Consider the following 17,717-nt stretch of genomic DNA (forward strand, 5'->3'; position numbering starts at 1 on the left):
CAGGAGGGGATGAGATGGACATGAGAGCGATACCGAGATTATAGGAGAAGTGTCCGGAAAAGTTCACTTTTGCAATTTCAGCAGTCGTGCAACAGGTTGTGACAGTCGAAACGATGAAAATTGATGAGTAAAGAGGAATTTCTTTTAACCGACTGAGCTAGAATCGGATGCGGTCACCCTCTTCGTCTCTCCGCGAAAACAAAACTCGTAAACAGAGTGCTTTTCGCGCCCTGTTTACGAGTTTAGCTTCGTATCTGATTTGACAGGATCCCTCAGACTGACGAGAGATCACCCCGAACTAGATGTTGGCGCTGAGGGTAACTGCGATGTTAGAGAACGCGTTGTTGAGGCCTTTGGCAAGAAAACCCATGCCGGTGATCGCACCGAAGGCAATCAGAGCAACGACGAGCGCATACTCGACGAGGTCCTGACCTTCTTCACGCTCGATCAACATCTTTGCGGATACATACATCTTGATCATCAGATCGTTCATTCGTGATTCTCCATTTCCTGGGTTGGGTTCCAGTCAGTGACTGGTGGTAGTGCATAGTGAGCAGGTGTTGTGCCATTGTTTTTAGCACTTGGATTCATTAGAAGTCAATCACTTGTAAAAGTGCATACCACGAAAGACGTAACCTTTGGTACCTCCCGGGCGCTTGACAAAAACTTGCCCATCCCTGTAACACGAAAGTGCTATTCACAAATCTGCGATGGTAGGAAATTGATTAACTCCTAGGCGAAAATGCTCAATTCCGTTCTCATTTACAGGGGAAAACGGAACCTGCCGCCGATAATCGCTTCCGCGAGAACCGTACATACAGCCATCATGAGAAGCCCGGCAATCACATCAACGCCATAATGCCAACCGGTCGTCATGGTCGAAATCGTGATTAGAGCGGCCACCAACGCGGCAGGATAGCGCAGAAAGCGGAATGAGTACAGGGCGTGGGCAGAGACTACCGCCCAAAACACGTGAAACGAAGGCAGACAAACGATACCGCCAAAACTGTTTTTGATGGTCAGCGACCCCTGTCGCAGGGCGTAGATGGTTGCTTCACAGGACTGTTGCAATTTGTCGGGCGGAAAACTCCAGCCAACCCAAGGTCCGACCGCCGGCAGAAACAGCATGAGGGGCAAAGCCAGAACAAAGCCAAATGCATTCACCAGCACGAATCTCTGCGCAACTTCCCTCTTGCCGAACAGTACGGGAAGGAATATTGCACACAATATAAGCGGGTCTAAGCTAAATGCATACGCATCGAAGAGGAGAGTTTTAGCGGCCGGATAACGTGCGGCGAGGGCCATGATGGCCGGAATGTTGATTCCAAGATGCCCGTCGAGACTTCGCCAAAGACCATCCTTTAAAGGAAACGCGAACGTAGCCGTAGTGAGCGCCGCTTGCACGATGAGGAGAGCTATCACGAGGACCCAGGGAAGCGTCAAAATGGCATCCCGACGATCCCATTTCTTCCGTTCATGTAACATCGCAGCCGGAACCAGCAGTGGCCCTGTCAACAGCGCCGCGGTCAGAAGGAGAGGGAGTGCCTCCTTCATGGCGCCCTTTGGCGCAGCTAGAACGCAGAAGGCAAGCAAAGCCGCACTGCAGCAGACCAAGGCGGTATGCACGCGCATTGACGAAGAACTGGCAGACTCGACTGCCGCCTTGCCGACAATGGATTCTGCGATGGCCGCGGGATGCATGGATGCTTTCTCAATATAACAAAGAGGCAACCCAGCCGTGAACATGCATGGATTTGACAGGTTACCTTGGTGCCGCATCCTGGTCTGAAGGGATCTATTTCAACTGGGGCACTGAGTCGGGCGTTTCAAAGCCAGGCGTAACGGCGGCGTCGGCTCGCTTATCTCTCAAATACCTGACGTAAGCCCATAGGTAAAAGATACTCGTAGCCAGCAGGACCAGTGCCGCTGGCCGGGTCGTCAAGACCAAGAGTAGTTCACCCTTGATCCCGGTCGCCGCCGGGAGCGCAGATTGATGCATTCTCAACAGTGCCAGAGGTAGGTCTGATGTTACCAGTATTCCCGCACCGGTAAACGCAAGTGCCATCCATGCGATGGATCCTCCTTCGGCCCATAATGCAGCACATGCCGGCAGGGTGAGCAGCAGGATCTTCGCATCATGAGGTCGATGGTAGAGCGGCAACAGTGAGAGCGCGGCAATTGCCGCCAATCCCAGCCATGTTCCCTTTTGCGTTCTCCGGTTACGCACGGTTACGAACACCCAGACAAGAAAGAGCGGCGCACAGATTGCATACGCAGCGAAATTGTAGAAGCGCGCATCGCCTCGAAAGACTGCTATCACCGCTTGCAGGTTAACCATCATACCGGCGGTGCTCCCTGCCGGGTCGTTGGTGGATCCATTCGTTGAATATCTAACCAGATTTGCGCGCATTTCCTGAATCCAGTGCGGCGACACCTGCGAGATCCAGGCGACCGCAGCGATTCCCAAGATCGCAACGACCATGAGGGACTGGATGGCACGCTTTCGAATCGCACCGCCGACAAGAAACAGATAGAGCCAGACGAGACCGCTATCGTGAGGCTTGATTGCCAGACTGGCAGCCATGCAAAGCATCCCGATGGTGAGGTATCGCTCATGGAAGATGCACCAGACGCTGATAACACAGAGGCTCACTGCAATGCCAGCAGGATTGGCACCGGAAAACAAAATGCCGCTGTTGATGAGTACGATGCACGCCAGATAGAACGGCAGATCGCATGCGTACGGCCGCGCAGCGTCCCACATCAGAAAGGCCGCGAGCGTCATCAAACCGCAGGTCAGACTGGCCCAAAGAGCGTAAGCAGACCGCCAAGGCAGCAGTGCGAAAGGTGCGAAAAATAATTCGGCCGTGGGAGGATAGATTTGCTGGGCAGCCACATAATGAAGGCTACGTCCGTCTTGCGCCGAGGGGACACGCACTCCTCCTTCCGCCACGTAGACACTCATCACGTCTGCTTCGCTATAGAGATCGCAGTGTCGAATTAGACAACGGGCGCCTATATACACTATCCGGTAGTCGAGAATGATGCCGCGAGCAGAGTGCGCCTGGACAAGGCCCCCAAAAAGCGCGATTCCGCTTACGAACGTGAGCATAAGAAGAATCGAGAAGTGGCGTTTGGTCGTCTCCAGCATCGGCGCGCCCACAGATAGAATGATCCTGATTATTCTATGACGCACTAACCTCAATCATGCTCTCGATACGCTGTTGGAGATTGTCGCAGGCTCACGCAGTCTCGGTTTCAGGGCAAAGAAGAAAGTAATGAGCCACCCGCTTCCTGTCCATGCCAGAAACATGTAGTTGAAGCCCAAACGTCCTGCGATATTGAAAAGGTAGAGCGCATAACCGAGGTTGGTTGCGATAAAACACAGCAGGAATACGCGTCGATTCCCCGTCGCATACGCTGCTATCAATGCTGGGAGTACCAGTATTTCATCGTAAGGAAAACTGTAATAGCTGCATACAACGGAAACGATCAATACAGTCATGCCCTCCTTTTTCCAGTCCCAGGCGGAACGATGCTTTCGCCAGAAGAGGAGGAGCCATACCAGCCCGATAAACATGGGCAGAAATCCAAGGATGTGTGACCCCTGAATACAATCGATGATTCCCCCAAGATTTGAATAACGCTGCGTCTCGCGCCCATACTCTCTAGTTCGCTCCAGGAACTCGGCAAAGATATGCGGATTGATCGCCAAAACAGAGATGGAAGAAGCCGCAGTTGCCAACAGGCTTGACCACAAGATCGTCCATCTCCGGGATCGGACTATCCACAAAGCCATGGCAAGAAGAAACAGGACTACAACGTGTGGCTTCGTCAGGATCAGTAACGTTGATGCGCCAGCCGCCCAATCCTGCCTCCTCTCAGCCATAACGAGGAAGAGGGTGATTCCAACCAACACCAGTGCGTCGAGCTGACCCAGCATGAGCAGCACAATCGTTGGACCAAAACACAAGGGCAAGAACAAAGCCGCCGATGAAGGAGGAGAGTAAAGGTTCCAAATAGCACGCGCACAGACCAAAATCGCGACCACTTCGAAAACCAGCCACAACGCAAACGCGATTTCGTAATTGAACGGGGAAAGAGGAAGAAGGAAAAGAAGAGTCCATGGCGGATTCTTGATGATTGCGGGATCGGCGGTGAAAATACCGCGAGACCTATCAAAGGCCGTAACAAGCGGGAGAGAATATGGATTCCTCGAAGCTAGGTGTGCTGCAGACCAAAACCCCGTAAAGTCCTGCTTCGGTAGTGCGAGAGAAGCAAGATACGCGGCAAAGAAGAGCGTTCCACCTACAAAAGCCAACAAAGCAATGGTTGAGGTCTTCTTCGCGATCATTAGAATCTGGCACCAGGCACGATTGATTCTCCTATTTGAAATGGGAGTACGTCCAAGCGTTCGTTATTCTGCCCATCCACAACATTTGTGTTTATATCCGGTTTGTTATCTCCAGAGTGTCGCCGCACTCAGTCTGCGTGTTTCGGATGGTCCCGGCAGGAAGTTCGATCACCGAATGAGCGGTCAGGCAAGCCGAAATTCGCCAGGGACGAACGCTATCTCTTATTTTTTTGATCCTGAGTTTACGGTCGAGATAGACTAGATCGATTGAAAACTGCATGAAAAATGTGTGCACCGCCTCGCAAGGGATGATCCACATACCCTCTCCGCGCCCGAGACCTGCGCGGCCCAGCAGGCCTTTCGAGCGATTCGGTCCGCTGTGCGCCAACTCCGCGTGATCGGCGAGTTCCGTCGACCGCGTCCGATTACGAATCACGATACGTGGTTGTTTTGAGGATTTGAGCGCGCCATCCAATGCACTCATCGCGGTTCCCGACGGACTAGAAGAATTCATTTCTGCTCAAGCTGTCTCAACAGACCCTATTAGCGTCGCGGTTCGTATCCCTTGCGTCGGATTGACAATTGAACCAACTTTGAACTTGGTTCAGTATCCCCTTACCCTGGCGCCCCAGCGTGCGTTGCACACTGGGGGCTTGCCCTGAACTCGACATACTTCGAGTTGACGAGTCCCGCTCTAAACTACTGCGGGGCTGGTTGACTTGAAGCAGAACTGCCACCACCACCGCCACCAACACCCATTCCACCTGAAACGACAAGCGGTACCTCTGGTTTCTGACTCTCGATCAGCTTCTCCACGGGAATTGTTGCCGGCGGAGGTGGAGGCGCGGTTCCAGCAACCTTGGTGTCCGGTGTGTGCATTGGAATCGGCGAATTGGGAGGCAGGAATCCTTCCGGATACTTCAACTCAGGAAGAGGCGTACTGGCGTCGATCGGATTCACGATTTCGGGAGTAACAATGACAATGAGCTCCGAATTCGATTTGGTCCTTTGCATTGTTTGAAAGAACCTGCCCAAAATCGGGATATCGCCAAGGAATGGAATCTTCTCAAAATTGTCTGTTTCGCGATTATCGAGCAGACCACCGATCACAAAACTCTGTCCATCGGCGAGTTCGACCTCCGTATTCACACGGCGAATCGTGAGAGCCGGGACACTGGCGCCGCCAATGTTAACCGAGTTTGCATAATCAAGAGCGCTCACTTCCGGTGCAACCTGGAGCCGGATCGTGCCGCGATTTGTAATCGTTGGTAAAAAGGCGAGCACAATGCCGTATTGCTTGTATTGAATGGTAATCGGTGCAGCGGCGCCGCCTGTGGCTCCCGTTTGCGCGACCGGATAGGGATATTCACCGCCAGCCAGGAAGCTGGCCTGATGTCCATTCTTGGCAAGAACATTTGGCTCGGCAAGAACCTCCGCCAGACCCTTCTGCTCGAGGGCTTGGATTGTCGCACCGAGATTGATCCCAGGGTAAAACGCAAACAGGTTCAACGGGTTGACAGAACCAACAGTTCCGGTGCTCCCACTGATTGTTGGAATTGTCGGAGCGTACTGGTTGGTCGAAGCCGAGAAAATCGTGTTGCCGAATCCTGTACTGAAAATGTTGATACCGAGCTGCTTCTCCTTTGTTCGGTCGATACTGGCAAAGCGGACCTTGAGAAGTATCTGCGGCTCGGCTGCCGGCACATTCACGTTGAGCAGGTTCACGACCTTGCCTGCAGTCGAAGCAATCATCACAGCACGTTCGGAACTATTCAGATTGGTTACCGTACCGCGCAGGAAAATTACTCCGTTATCCTGAGAGACCCTGACGTTCTGGCCTGGCAACTCCGCCCTCAACTCCCGGCGGAGACCCTCCAGCGTGTCATTTGAAGCAAAATTGCTTGGCCGTACCGAAACGTTGAAGAATTGCCTGCCGCCGCTTTGATCCCAAATGATCAGGCTGGTTTCACCGGGGGCTTTCCCACTGAGCAGAATCTGCGTCGGACTCACGGCCTGCGCCATGGCATAATCACCCAAACCAACAACGATGCGCGTAACAGGCCGAGCGAGATCAAGCACAACGGATTTACCCACCGCGAGCGACAAGTCGTTTGTCGAATCTTGACTGTTCGATGCCGCCGGCTGGGCTCCCGGCGGGGGCGCCTGGGCCAAGATGGCCGCTTCGGCACAGAATACGAGTGTCAAAGCGCTGACACTGGCGATAAAGATCCCAGCTTTAGCTTTCACTGTTTCCCCCCAGGCGCTGCAAATTTATCTTCGGTTTTGGTGGTCCCATTGATGACGGTAACCGTAAACGTCTCCTCCGCCGCTTTCTTGCGGGGCGCAACGCGGCCAGTCAGCTTGGGTTTGGTTGCCGGTGCATTCTGATCCAGAAACAGATTCGTCATAGCCGTTCCCTCTACGGGGGCAACTTTCGTGTCGAGGGGATTGCGGAGCACAAGCTGAATGCGGGTCTCATTGCTGGCGAGCGCCAGCACCTGCGCCTGCTCAGGTGTTACGAGCAAATTCACAACCTGCACTTGCTGGGGCTTACCTTCGGCGTCTTTCTGAATATCCGTGCCTGCCGAAAGAACTTCGATATTCTGCAGCACGGTTCTTACTTGGGTGTTGTTGCCTCCTCCCCCTCCTCCCGCGCTGGCGGTCGGAGGAACACCGGAGATGAGAACATCGACACGCATTCCCGGAAGCACGAATCCGGCGACGCCAACAACCTGGTCGACTCGAACTGCGATTGCGCGCATACCGTCTTTGATGGTTGCGGCCAGGCCGCCTCCGGAGCCCATGGGAGCGAGGCGATCATCCAGTATCGGTTCGCCGGCATAGATGGACGAAGTTACGCCACGCCCGATTGCGTTTTTTGCATCCAGAATCGCGCTCTTCGGCACCGTGCCCATGATTTGAATCGTGGTCAAATCGGGAGCGCTCAAGACCGTGCCGATTTTGATGTCTCTGGCGGCGGCAACCACGCGAGTGGATGGTTGCGGTTTAGCTGCAGCAATGCGCAGGCCGACCAACCGGTAGACGAGCACAGAGCACAGTGCCGCTACAACAAATGCAGCAAGGAGGATGGTTACCAGTCTTCGGTTCATCAGAATCCTGTCTTCGCGAGGTGAAAAGTGCTGATTTCTACTTCCTATGCCATCGACTGCAAAAGCACAAAAAGAACCGGCCTCTTCACACAGAGTTAGTGGTCGAAATGGTGAACTTCCTGCACGGGTGAATGCCGCTAGAGTATAGCATTATGTGGCATTTCGAGTGCATCGAAATTAGTCCCTCCAAACCGAAGTACCTAGTAAGCTACTTAACGAAATGACAGCGCAAGGCTTGGGCTTGCGCTGTTCGGTTGATTCGGTTTGGTCACCGTATCTCCTCATGGCTGGGGATTGCTGTCAACGGTACCAATGTGTTCCAAAAACGATTTGTAAAACGGTCCAGTTTGACAGCATGATCAGGAGGATTTCCCAACTTACGAAAGTGTTTCTTTTAATCGAAATGACCTTGTCGAGTGAATCATCTACGCGCATACTTGGAACTACGTTTGCCCTGCCGATCATAAGCCCAGACGGCTGTAATCATTCTGCGTGTAACTTCGCCGCTCTGTAGGTCAGGAGTGCCTCGAGGATCAACACTCAACCAGAAACTTGCACCTGTTCCCCGTGTAAAGTACGAGCAGATCATCAAAAGGAGAGGGGATCACCCCGGCGGATGAGGTCTTCGCGCACGATTACCCTATTTTCGCTGCAGCCGGAACCCCGCCGAAGTCCCTCGGCGCTGGTGGCGTCTGTCGTCGTGCACGGCGCGGCGATCTCCCTGATACTCTCTGCCTTTCTCTTCACTCCCCAGTTCCGGCTCAATACGCCAAACGTCTACATGATGCAGCACGTCGCTCTCGATATGCCGTATCCGCCGATTCCGAAAGCCGGCGGAAGCGGGAGCACGAACCCAAAGTCTTCCTCTTCGGCTGCGGAATCGTCAGCTCATGAAGAGCTTGCTGCCCCGGCGTCGAGCCGAGTCCGATTCATGCGCCGCAAACTGGCTGCCCAAACACTCATCGATCCCGATGTCGACCCGAACAAAATGCTGCCGAAGGAGACCCCGCTTCCTGCGATGTTGCTCTGGTCTGGCCATCGGCCCAAGGTCCAGGTTCTCACTCCTCCGAAGCCGCAGCCGCCATCGGTTACGCTTGACAAGCCAAAGCTGAACTTCCCCAACAAGGAAGTCCAGATTGCCGACCTGAACGTATCATCGACCAGCTTTCAGTCGAAGCTCCCGATGCCTATGCCGGCTAATTCGTCTCCTGTCGTACTGAAACGTGAACTGGAGGTGCAGCGAGTTCCAGAGACGAGTTCCGTATCTTCGATCGATCCCACACCAGCCGCAATACTTTCCGCTTCCGACCTTCATATGAACCAGGGCACTGTCACCATGCCCGGCGCAAACCAATCCGCCGAAGGTTCAGACCAGGGCGGACTGGGAACCGGCAAGACACCGAATGCCCTCCAAAATGGCTCAGGAAACGCCGCCACGAACGGCACGGCAAAGGGCTCCGGAAATGGACAAAGCGCAAGTGGTGGCAAGTCCACCGGGCCAGGCAACGGTAGCGCCCAAAAAGGCGCCGGAAACGGCACTGCGGGAAACGGTTTGCAGGCGGGCGATGGGGGCGGCAAAGGCACGGGCCACAACCCCGGTGCAGGCGCAGGATCATCGATTGGCCATGGTTCAGGGGACAGCGACAATGGTGCAGTCACCCGCATCAGCGTGCCTAAGAACGGCCAATTCGGAGTCGTTGTGGTCGGATCGTCTCTTGACGAGCAATACCCCGAAACCCAGGATGTCTGGAAGGGGCGACTAGCCTACTCGGTCTACTTGCATGTCGGGCTGGAGAAGAGTTGGATCCTTCAGTATTCGCTTCCGCGTGCCTCCGACTCTGCCAGCGCGGGAAGCGCTCGCCTTGCAGCCCCGTGGCCGTACTACATTGTCCGCCCGAACTTGAATCCCGACGATGCCGACTCGGATGCGGTGATGGTTCACGGGTTCGTGGATGAGTCCGGTCACTTTGAAAAGCTGTCGATCGTGTTTCCGACAGATCTCGGCTATGCCCGCGAGCAACTCGTTCTGGGTGCGCTTCAGCAATGGCATTTCCGCGCCGGCACCAATGACGGCCAGGTTGCTAAACTCGAAGTGCTTTTAATCATTCCGGAAATCAATCAGTAGCCGTGCAAACGGCCATCGACGTGATTGCCGCGGAATCCTGATAAGCGGAATCCTGATAACTCGCCTGTGGCTGGGATAAGCCGCGAGAACACCGCAAGCTCTCAAGCTCTGGAAGACTTCCTCGTTGAAGCCGTTGGCTCAGGATGGTTCCTGTACGCGCTGAATGAAGCGGTGCAGCGCCTTTCTGCCCACTCCTGTTTCAGGCAAGGGCTCTCCGCTGTTCAGATCGACAGTATTCGACGGAACAAAGGAAAGGCCAACTCCGTCTGTACCCCAGCGGATCACCTTGGTCAGAACCGAGATGAAATCATCAGGATCATCGCCATCGGTATTGGTCCGCTGCAGCGTCATGAGGATCATTGTTCCCGGAAACCATCGTTCGTCGGTCAGAAGGTATAAACCGTTCATGCTGATGTCCGAGATATGAAAGGCCTGCGGAGCGCCGCCTGTCCAATAGTAGGCAACCAGGCCAGGCAACGGATGGCGTTTGGAACCGCGCCGATCTGTCGAAAGCCAGCGAAGAAACCGAATGAACCACGATGCTTTTTGGACTGCATCGGCGTCGGCGCTGTCCTTTTGCGCGAGGCGCCGCTGGGCACTCTGCAGTTCAGCTGCCTGGTCGATCTCTGCAGACGGTTCCTCTACAGCCGCTGTTGAAAACTTTGCCGATGCGGAGCCCGAGGCCATGGCATTGAAACCTGCACCGTTTGAGGAGCGAGCCAGGCGCTCTTCCATCTCATCCGCGGCGCAGATAAGGAGCACATCGCCTGGTTGCGTCTGGGTTGAAAAAATAGTGTGCCCTGCAAGCACAAGGGCGCTTGCAGGCTGCTCCCGCGCCGGCTCGATCGCATGATTCGGAAAGGATTCGATCGCCTGAATGACCCGGTTGTCATCGTCAAGGTAGATCAGATCGACAGGGGTGAGACCCTTCGTCGCCGGAACCCCCCTGAAAGGCGTCAGCCACAAGCCCGCGTCGGCTTGGATGGAGAGGCTGTCCATGAGAACCTTCAGTTGCTTGGCCGCGGTATCTGCAACACTTACGCCCAAACTCAGGAAGCTCTCGCGCGTTTGGTTGTACACACAATACTTGCGGGTTTGCATGATCTGCGCCTCTTCAGAAAGCTGCCTGGATAGAGGTCGGCACAAATGTGGACCAATTCGCACCGAACTCCAAAATTTGCCAGGAGACGCCGCGGATTCGCCTCCGTCAATGTCACCCCGAATGAGATCCACTCAATTGACCAACAGCATTCGATCGCTCGAAGAGGAAAAGCCAGTTGAAGCCTATCATTGGAATCTGTCGGCGCAGACGATACAGCCTTAGCCTCGCCGCAACACCACGGCGCTCTGCGAGGCAAGGGTGCCGGCATGAAAAGACGGAGTTCGCCTACCACGTCTTGTGCCGGCACCCTAGAAGCGGACCAGGTTACTTAACCCGTGTGCGACGACGCTGAATCAGAATGACCAGCACGATAACAAAAAGCACTCCGGCTACGACCCGGATAATCGTGGTTGAGTCCATATCGATTCTCTCCCTTCATGGAATGGTTTAATAACTAATGACCAAAAAACTCTTTGAACGAATCCATCATGACCAGCATTGCCGGTCCCAACACGACCACGAACAGGGATGGGAAGATGAACAAAACCAGGGGAAACAGGAGTTTCACCGAAAGCTTTGCCGCTTTTTCCTCAATCTCCTGAATGCGTTTCGTGCGCAGTGTATCGGAGTGGACGCGAAGCGTCTTGCCGATGCTGGTTCCGAATTGCTCGGCCTGCACCAGCATCGAAACCAGGTTACGGATCACGTCAACGTCAGTGCGTTCCGCCATGTGCTTCCACGAGTCAGACCGCGCCCGCCCTGCGCGTTGTTCGAGCGCAACAATTCCAAGCTCATCGCTGAGCGCAGGTTGTGCTCTGCTCAATTCAGCCGCCGTACGCGCCGTCGCCTGGTCAAGGCTGAGTCCCGCCTCAACACAGATTACGAGCAGATCGAGAACGTCGGGCAAACCCTTTCTGATTTCCGCCTGCCGGTTTGAGATCTTGCGCCCCAGCCAGAAGTCCGGTGCCAGGAACCCGAGAACCGCCGCGAGGGTCAGAATGAAGAACGGGCTGAAGTGCATCAAACCGGTGACCCACGACAGCAGGATCAGGAAGAGGGGCGTCATCACTTTGGCGCCATAGAACATTTTCAGAGCGTTGTCAGAACGCAATCCCGCGCGAACCAGCCGCTGCTGCACGACCGAAATCTCGGCCTGGCTGCGGGGAAGGATCTTCTCGAAATGTTCAACCACGCCGCCAATCACATGGCGCGTTTCTTCCAGCGTGGTGGTCATCGTTTTCTTACTGGCGCGCGGATAGAGCGCGGACGAGATGCGCTCCTGGATCGTGTCGCGATAGAAGATCAACAGGCCGCCGCTGGCAATCAGAAGAAACGCGATGATGAATGAAACGACTGCAAATGTCATATGTCCTCGCTAGACGTCCATGTTCACGATCTTGCGAATGATCAAACCGCCGATGACGATCATCGACCCAGCCGCATAGAGGAGTTTGATTCCAAGATCCTTCTTCCATAGGTTACTCATCAATTCGGGATTGACGAGATAAAGCAGGAATCCCAGAACCACCGGAAGCAACGTCAGAATCCATCCCGTCAAACGTCCCTGTGCCGTATGGGTTGCAACCTGCCGCCTCAAGCGGAATCGCTCGCGGATCACCTGTGCCGTCTTATCCAGCACCTCGGCAAGGTTACCGCCGCTTTCGCGCTGGATCAGAACTGCCGTCGTAACAATCTTCACATCCTGCAGAGGCACGCGCGTAGTCAGGTTGTCCAGCGCCGATTTCAACTCCAGACCGTAGTTCATCTCATCAAAAGTGAGCCTGAATTCCCCGGCAACAGGTTCCGCGCACTCACGCGACACCAGGCCCATGGCGGCGTTGAGACTGTGGCCGACCCGCAGAGCGCTCACAATAAGGTCAATCGCTTCGGGCAACCCCTGCTCAAACTTGCCCAGACGCATCTTGCGTTTCTGGTAAACCCAGAACACAGGCCCCGCTCCGGTCACCAGCCCAATCACAAAACTGAGGATCACCACTCCGGTGCGCCAGTAAACCAGGTAAGCCGGCACAATGAAGCAAACGGCACATAACAGACTCAGTCCGCCAACCGTCCACTTCACATTCGCCTGGTACAGGAAGCGGCGAATACGAGGTGCGAGTTCGAGCTTTGAGAGGTAGCGATCGAGCCAGGGAATCGAACTCATCAATTCGTTCTTGCGAACGTCAACGACGAGGTCTGCCATATCAGGCTTGCCGACGGCGATCGCCGACTCAAGCCTGGTCATCATTGCACGGGTCTGCTCTGTCGCTCCGGACCCACTCGCGGCCGCGATCAGAACAACTACCCCGAAAACTCCCAGGAACACGAGTACGACAATAATTCCCATATTTACCTCCGCGAACGCTTCGGCTCAGTTCACTTCCGTTACTTTCTCAAACAAGCTGGGTGGCAGGAAGATGCCGGCAGTACGTAGCTGTTCGAGGAACTTTGGACGGATGCGACTGGGCACGAATGCGCCCTGCACTCTGCCGTTTGGCCCTATGCCCTTCTTTTGGAACGAGAAGATTTCCTGCATACTGATGACGTTCTCTTCCATGCCCGTGATTTCATGAATGCTCACGCACTTGCGCGAGCCGTCGCTCAAACGCGATGCCTGCACCACAATGGTGAGAGCCGAAGCGATCTGCGCCCGAACCGTCTTTTCAGGCAGATTCAGGTTGGTCATCGCCACCATCGATTCCAGACGGGTCAACGCATCGCGCGCCGTGTTGGCGTGGACTGTGGTCATCGACCCTTCGTGACCGGTGTTCATCGCCTGGAGCATGTCAAACGCTTCCTCGCCACGGCACTCACCGATGATGATGCGGTCGGGACGCATACGAAGACAGTTGATAAGCAGTTGCCTCTGTCGAATCGCGCCCTGTCCTTCAACGTTGGGCGGCCGCGTTTCCAGGCGAACAATGTTCTCCTGCGCAAGCTGCAATTCCGCGGCGTCCTCGATCGTGATGACGCGCTCATTTTGCGGAATGTATTGCGACAGAATATTCAGGAAGGTCGTTTTGCCGGCGCCCGTTCCGCCCGAGATCAGAATGCTGAGGCGAGCCCGGACAGCGGCCGACAGCAGCTCCATCATCTCCGCGGAAATACTCTTCAACTGGACCAGTTGATTGGCCGCCAGCGGACCGGTGCCGAATCGGCGGATCGACATCGAAGGGCCGTCAAGCGCGAGCGGAGGAATGATCGCATTAACACGCGAACCGTCAGGCAAGCGCGCGTCCACCATCGGCGAGGACTCGTCAACGCGGCGTCCTACACGCGACACGATGCGGTCAATGATCTGCAGCAGGTGCCGGTCGTCGCGGAACGAAGCATCCGCGCGCGTCAGCAGGCCGCCCTTTTCAATGAACACATGGTCCTTGTCATTGACCATGATGTCGGAGATCTTCTGGTCCTTGAGCAGCGGTTCCAGAGGCCCGAGACCGAACACTTCATCCAGCAGATCGGTCTGGATTTTCTCCTGCTCATCGAAACTTAACGGCACCCGCCGATCGCTGATGATCTCGCTGATAATGCTCGAGACTGCCTGCCGCGCTTGACTGGAGTTGATGCGCGAGAGCTTCTCCAGATCGAGCTTCGACAGCAGCGTACGGTGTACCTCTGCTTTGAAGTTTTCCAGATTCATTGATTCCACGATGCGCCGTCCTCAATTGCGAATTCCGTCAAATAACGGGGGATCATTTGAAAAGGCTGAAGCCTTTTCGCTTTTCCGGCTTGGGTGGCATCCCGCAAGCCGCTCGGGCCATGTCCTGGAGTACTCTTGCAATGGTTGAATCTTCGAGGGCCAGCGGCACTGCCTCGTTTTGCATCCGCCGGACGTTGTAGTAGTCGCTGGGAATTTTCCACGCGATAGGTTTGGTGAGCGCCTTCTCGATATGTTCTTCATCCACTCCCATGGAGCTCTTCATATATCGATTCAGCACGATTTCGAGTTTGGGAGTCCCTGACTTGAAAAATTCCGATATCAGCCGGTGCGAATTGCGCAGTTCGGGAATGCCCGCCTGCATCACCAGGTAAGCTGTATCGGCCTGTTCGAACCACGTTGCGTCCGTCAGGTCGAATCGCGACCCGGCATCGATCACCACAAAGGAGAATTCCTGCCGGGCCACGGTCAGCATCTTGTCGATCGCGTCGTTGCTCGCCTGGACCTGCGGAAACCTCCCCGGCGCCGCCAATACCGGGAGACCGGAGGTGTGGGTTGTAAGGAGCTTGGTAAAGAAGTTCGTGTCCATGCGGTCCGCGTTCTGCAACGCATCCGCCGTGGAGAACTGCGTGGTCAGTCCGAGACTGAGGGCAGCGTCGCCCAGGGGCAGATCGAGGTCGATCAGGACTGCGGTCTGCTGGCATTCCTGCACCAGCGCGACGGCAAAATTGCAGGCCACCGTCGTGACGCCGGAGCCGCCTTTTCCGCCAAGGAATACCAGGATCTTTCCGCCCGTCTTCTTTGAGGACTTGCCACCCTGGCGGCGACCGGACGCCCGGATCAGCGCATCCGAGAGAGCGCCCGAGTCGATCGGATCCGATAGAAATTCGCGAGCCCCGGCACGCATCGAGCGAACCATCAGGTTCGGATCCAGCCGAGACGTATACACCATCACCGTGGTCGTCGTGCTTGAAGCAACAAACTCCACCAGTTCCAGGGCATATTCAACGTCAGATTCAAGGTCAATGATGACCGCGTCAAACGCTTTTTCGCCCAGCATCCTGGGCATCTCTTTCAGCGTCGGGGGATAAGAGGAGTATTCCCGCACAATCGCGGCATGCGAGTTATTCAATGCACTCGCAATTGTCCTCCTGCGCTGCTCACTGGGGCAGACCAGCGCGATGGACAGTATATTGCCGCCCAGGGGATCGGAGTCGTGCGTGTTGTCAGTCACAGAATCAAAACTCCCAAGTTCTTGCGCCAGAGTTGCACATCGATCGGATTCGGAGCGTTGTCAGCATACTCTAGTCGTTTTTCAAACTCGCTCTCAATGAGAAAAGAAGGAAAGAAGAGTACCAATAGCAATCGCCGGAGCATAAGGCATCTTCCGTGCCTTTGGATTGGAGAGCTTCAAGTCTTCAGGCGCATGCAAACCGCGCTTCTTCCAACCGAAAAGCAAATCCCCCGCCCCTGTAAACATTTCTCCCATGAAGCCCCCGACGAGCGCCCATCCAAGGGCCATGATTCCGCCGGCTACTGCGATGAATACCAATGCGAAAACCAGTTGCTTCCACCAAATCCAGGCTCCGATTGCGGCGCAAAGCTTTACATCGCCCATCCCCATGCCGCCCATCATCGCCAGTAATCCGTAAATCAGGCCCCCGAGCAGCATCCCCCCAAGACTCTGTCCCAGGCCATGCCACCCTGCGACCCATGTCGATACCACCAGCCCGCCTAACAAAAACGGAAATACCAGCCAGTTTGGAATCCGCCGGCTGCGAATGTCAGTAACGGTCGCCACAACAACCACGGCCAGGGTCGGCCACCAGGCATACGGGTGCTGCAAATGCTGCAAACTTCCTCCTTCTCCGCTTCCCGCTGAGATGGCTTTCCGATAGAGCAATTCTGCCCCCATTTTCGCGCATGTCAACTCTCGCTGAATTCAATGCGTTACGTTGGGGGTATCGAGGCAAGTGTACACGGAAGTGCACATCGGGAGTACCCCTGTGCAATAACGGGTATACACCGGAGTAATGCCTACTTGCGGTTATGTGCAAGGCAAGAAAACAGGTTGGTCCCATTCTTTCATTTCCCGGCGTTCGTTCCCTGTGAGCCGGAACCCCTGCAACCGGGCAGGCTGAGATCATTCGACTACTCTCTCCGGGCAACGATTGGCCCGCTTTGACCGCTCCAGCGGGGACCAATTGGGATCGATCGACCGGCGGCACTTCGTCGGCTTCCTGTTTGCTATCTGCATTCGAACTCAACGGTAACCGGCAGTTTCTCCCTGGACCGTTGTATTCTTCTTCTAATGTTCAGGCGACTCGCTTTTCTTTTTCTGATCCTGGCGTGCGGACTGTCGCCTGCTTTCAGTCACGCCCAGTCTGATTCCGATTCAGCACCACGGCCAGTCACTGCCACGCCGAAACCGGCGCAGGCTGCACCAAGAGCCAGTACCGGAGGCCCCTCCAAGCCCGCCTCCGCGGGACTCACCCAATCCACGCCCAGCGCCCCGGACCCCGACCAACCTACGTCCGGCGCCCCTCCCCAGATTGTCGTTACTTCTCCGACAACGCAGCCTTCCGCCTGGACCTGGCACGATAAGGTGCTCTGGGGAGCGCTGCTTGTACTGGTGATTCTGGGCTACATCGGCGTTGTTCTGGCTTTCAAGATCCTTCAGAACATTCAGCGGCAGACCGAATTCGGGGTGGCCGCGGCGCAGGCAGCGCTGCAATGTGCAAATGCCGCACTCGAGAGCTCCCAGGCAATCGTCGACTCCGGTCGGCCCTGGATCGTCATCACCATCGAACCTTTTCTCACGGTCGAACACGGTTTCAAGGTCATGGCTACGAATCGCGGCCGCACGCCGGCTCGCATCCTGGCCAAGGCCGACTGCGTCAAGATCGCGACCGATGAGACAAAACTGCCTTCCACTCCTGACTACGACAGCGGAAAATCGGCCACCCCGTTTGAACCCATCATCCTGCTCCCCGGAGAGTCCGCGGGTATCCGCCCCTTCCGCCGCGCAGACGTTCGATCCTATTGCGCCTCCGATGACCAGTTCAAACGCGTTGAAAAATGGGAGGAAAAGGTCTTTATCTATGGCCGTGTAATCTACCGCGACCTGATTTCTCCCCTTGACCAGCCAAACCATGAGACCGATTGGTGCTGCTGGTACGTATACAGAGACAAAGATGCACTCGTGATAGCCGGTCCCCCGGAATACAACAAGCACAACTAGGACCCGTTCCGTTGAACCAACGTCTCCTGCAATCCGTAAAGCAATGAAGTCGTGGCAAAGCTACGTTCGGTACACTTCAGGGGGACCCGCCCCGGGGTCCCGCGAAACCCAAACTCCAGGAGTA

Annotated in this window: 15 protein-coding genes; 2 read left to right on the top strand and 13 right to left on the bottom strand. The window is 55.4% G+C overall.

From position 1 onward, the window contains the following. Window positions 1-298: 298 nt before the first annotated feature. The 7 genes from WCA10_RS20130 to cpaB form a co-directional block, all read right to left on the bottom strand. Window positions 299-493 (bottom strand): Flp family type IVb pilin, encoded by a 195-nt coding sequence (locus tag WCA10_RS20130; protein ID WP_472824312.1) that lies wholly within the window; start codon window positions 491-493, stop codon window positions 299-301. A gap of 269 nt (window positions 494-762) precedes the next feature. Then, window positions 763-1,701 (bottom strand): phosphatase PAP2 family protein, encoded by a 939-nt coding sequence (locus WCA10_RS20135; protein ID WP_472824313.1) that lies wholly within the window; start codon window positions 1,699-1,701, stop codon window positions 763-765. A gap of 94 nt (window positions 1,702-1,795) precedes the next feature. Beyond that, complete coding sequence (locus WCA10_RS20140) at window positions 1,796-3,151, bottom strand: glycosyltransferase family 87 protein (protein ID WP_472824314.1); 1,356 nt, start codon at window positions 3,149-3,151, stop codon at window positions 1,796-1,798. Between the two features lie 54 nt (window positions 3,152-3,205). Next, complete coding sequence (locus tag WCA10_RS20145; protein WP_472824315.1) at window positions 3,206-4,354, bottom strand: glycosyltransferase family 87 protein; 1,149 nt, start codon at window positions 4,352-4,354, stop codon at window positions 3,206-3,208. A 91-nt stretch (window positions 4,355-4,445) separates the two neighbouring features. Continuing rightward, entirely contained in the window at window positions 4,446-4,868 is a 423-nt protein-coding gene (locus WCA10_RS20150) for a DUF192 domain-containing protein (protein WP_472824316.1), read from the bottom strand. A 185-nt stretch (window positions 4,869-5,053) separates the two neighbouring features. Beyond that, complete coding sequence (locus WCA10_RS20155; protein WP_472824317.1) at window positions 5,054-6,601, bottom strand: type II and III secretion system protein family protein; 1,548 nt, start codon at window positions 6,599-6,601, stop codon at window positions 5,054-5,056. Then, window positions 6,598-7,464 (bottom strand): Flp pilus assembly protein CpaB, encoded by an 867-nt coding sequence (gene cpaB / locus WCA10_RS20160; protein WP_472824318.1) that lies wholly within the window; start codon window positions 7,462-7,464, stop codon window positions 6,598-6,600. The genes WCA10_RS20155 and cpaB overlap by 4 nt, the downstream gene beginning before the upstream one ends. Window positions 7,465-8,080: 616 nt before the next feature. Here cpaB and WCA10_RS20165 point away from each other — a divergent pair. Next, on the top strand, window positions 8,081-9,589 hold the full coding sequence (locus WCA10_RS20165) for a hypothetical protein (RefSeq protein ID WP_472824319.1): 1,509 nt from the start codon (window positions 8,081-8,083) through the stop codon (window positions 9,587-9,589). Between the two features lie 138 nt (window positions 9,590-9,727). Here WCA10_RS20165 and WCA10_RS20170 read toward each other — a convergent pair whose 3' ends face one another. The 6 genes from WCA10_RS20170 to WCA10_RS20195 all read right to left on the bottom strand — a co-directional run bounded on the left by WCA10_RS20170 (window position 9,728) and on the right by WCA10_RS20195 (window position 16,207). Continuing rightward, on the bottom strand, window positions 9,728-10,690 hold the full coding sequence (locus tag WCA10_RS20170) for a PilZ domain-containing protein (protein WP_472824320.1): 963 nt from the start codon (window positions 10,688-10,690) through the stop codon (window positions 9,728-9,730). A 455-nt stretch (window positions 10,691-11,145) separates the two neighbouring features. Next, entirely contained in the window at window positions 11,146-12,057 is a 912-nt protein-coding gene (locus WCA10_RS20175) for a type II secretion system F family protein (RefSeq protein WP_472824321.1), read from the bottom strand. A 9-nt stretch (window positions 12,058-12,066) separates the two neighbouring features. Further along, window positions 12,067-13,038 (bottom strand): type II secretion system F family protein, encoded by a 972-nt coding sequence (locus tag WCA10_RS20180; RefSeq protein ID WP_472824322.1) that lies wholly within the window; start codon window positions 13,036-13,038, stop codon window positions 12,067-12,069. 24 nt (window positions 13,039-13,062) lie between these two features. Continuing rightward, window positions 13,063-14,334 (bottom strand): CpaF family protein, encoded by a 1,272-nt coding sequence (locus WCA10_RS20185; RefSeq protein WP_472824360.1) that lies wholly within the window; start codon window positions 14,332-14,334, stop codon window positions 13,063-13,065. A 52-nt stretch (window positions 14,335-14,386) separates the two neighbouring features. Further along, a complete protein-coding gene (locus tag WCA10_RS20190) occupies window positions 14,387-15,586 on the bottom strand; it encodes an AAA family ATPase (protein WP_472824323.1) in 1,200 nt (399 codons plus the stop codon). 93 nt (window positions 15,587-15,679) lie between these two features. Beyond that, window positions 15,680-16,207, bottom strand: coding sequence for an A24 family peptidase (locus WCA10_RS20195; RefSeq protein ID WP_472824324.1), 528 nt, complete (start codon window positions 16,205-16,207; stop codon window positions 15,680-15,682). A 456-nt stretch (window positions 16,208-16,663) separates the two neighbouring features. Between WCA10_RS20195 and WCA10_RS20200 the strand changes: the two genes are divergently transcribed. Then, window positions 16,664-17,593, top strand: coding sequence for a hypothetical protein (locus WCA10_RS20200; RefSeq protein ID WP_472824325.1), 930 nt, complete (start codon window positions 16,664-16,666; stop codon window positions 17,591-17,593). Window positions 17,594-17,717 lie beyond the last annotated feature (124 nt).

It is taken from the genome of Occallatibacter sp., from assembly GCF_049582745.1.
Lineage (GTDB): Bacteria > Acidobacteriota > Terriglobia > Terriglobales > Acidobacteriaceae > Telmatobacter.

What these genes read in the sequence shown, in the direction of transcription:
- WCA10_RS20130 (WP_472824312.1), bottom strand. Translation starts at nt 493, where the DNA reads ATGAACGATCTGATGATCAAGATGTATGTATCCGCAAAGATGTTGATC.
- WCA10_RS20135 (WP_472824313.1), bottom strand. Translation starts at nt 1,701, where the DNA reads ATGCATCCCGCGGCCATCGCAGAATCCATTGTCGGCAAGGCGGCAGTC.
- WCA10_RS20140 (WP_472824314.1), bottom strand. Translation starts at nt 3,151, where the DNA reads ATGCTGGAGACGACCAAACGCCACTTCTCGATTCTTCTTATGCTCACG.
- WCA10_RS20145 (WP_472824315.1), bottom strand. Translation starts at nt 4,354, where the DNA reads ATGATCGCGAAGAAGACCTCAACCATTGCTTTGTTGGCTTTTGTAGGT.
- WCA10_RS20150 (WP_472824316.1), bottom strand. Translation starts at nt 4,868, where the DNA reads ATGAATTCTTCTAGTCCGTCGGGAACCGCGATGAGTGCATTGGATGGC.
- cpaB (WP_472824318.1), bottom strand. Translation starts at nt 7,464, where the DNA reads ATGAACCGAAGACTGGTAACCATCCTCCTTGCTGCATTTGTTGTAGCG.
- WCA10_RS20165 (WP_472824319.1), top strand. Translation starts at nt 8,081, where the DNA reads ATGAGGTCTTCGCGCACGATTACCCTATTTTCGCTGCAGCCGGAACCC.
- WCA10_RS20170 (WP_472824320.1), bottom strand. Translation starts at nt 10,690, where the DNA reads ATGCAAACCCGCAAGTATTGTGTGTACAACCAAACGCGCGAGAGCTTC.
- WCA10_RS20175 (WP_472824321.1), bottom strand. Translation starts at nt 12,057, where the DNA reads ATGACATTTGCAGTCGTTTCATTCATCATCGCGTTTCTTCTGATTGCC.
- WCA10_RS20180 (WP_472824322.1), bottom strand. Translation starts at nt 13,038, where the DNA reads ATGGGAATTATTGTCGTACTCGTGTTCCTGGGAGTTTTCGGGGTAGTT.
- WCA10_RS20185 (WP_472824360.1), bottom strand. Translation starts at nt 14,334, where the DNA reads ATGAATCTGGAAAACTTCAAAGCAGAGGTACACCGTACGCTGCTGTCG.
- WCA10_RS20200 (WP_472824325.1), top strand. Translation starts at nt 16,664, where the DNA reads ATGTTCAGGCGACTCGCTTTTCTTTTTCTGATCCTGGCGTGCGGACTG.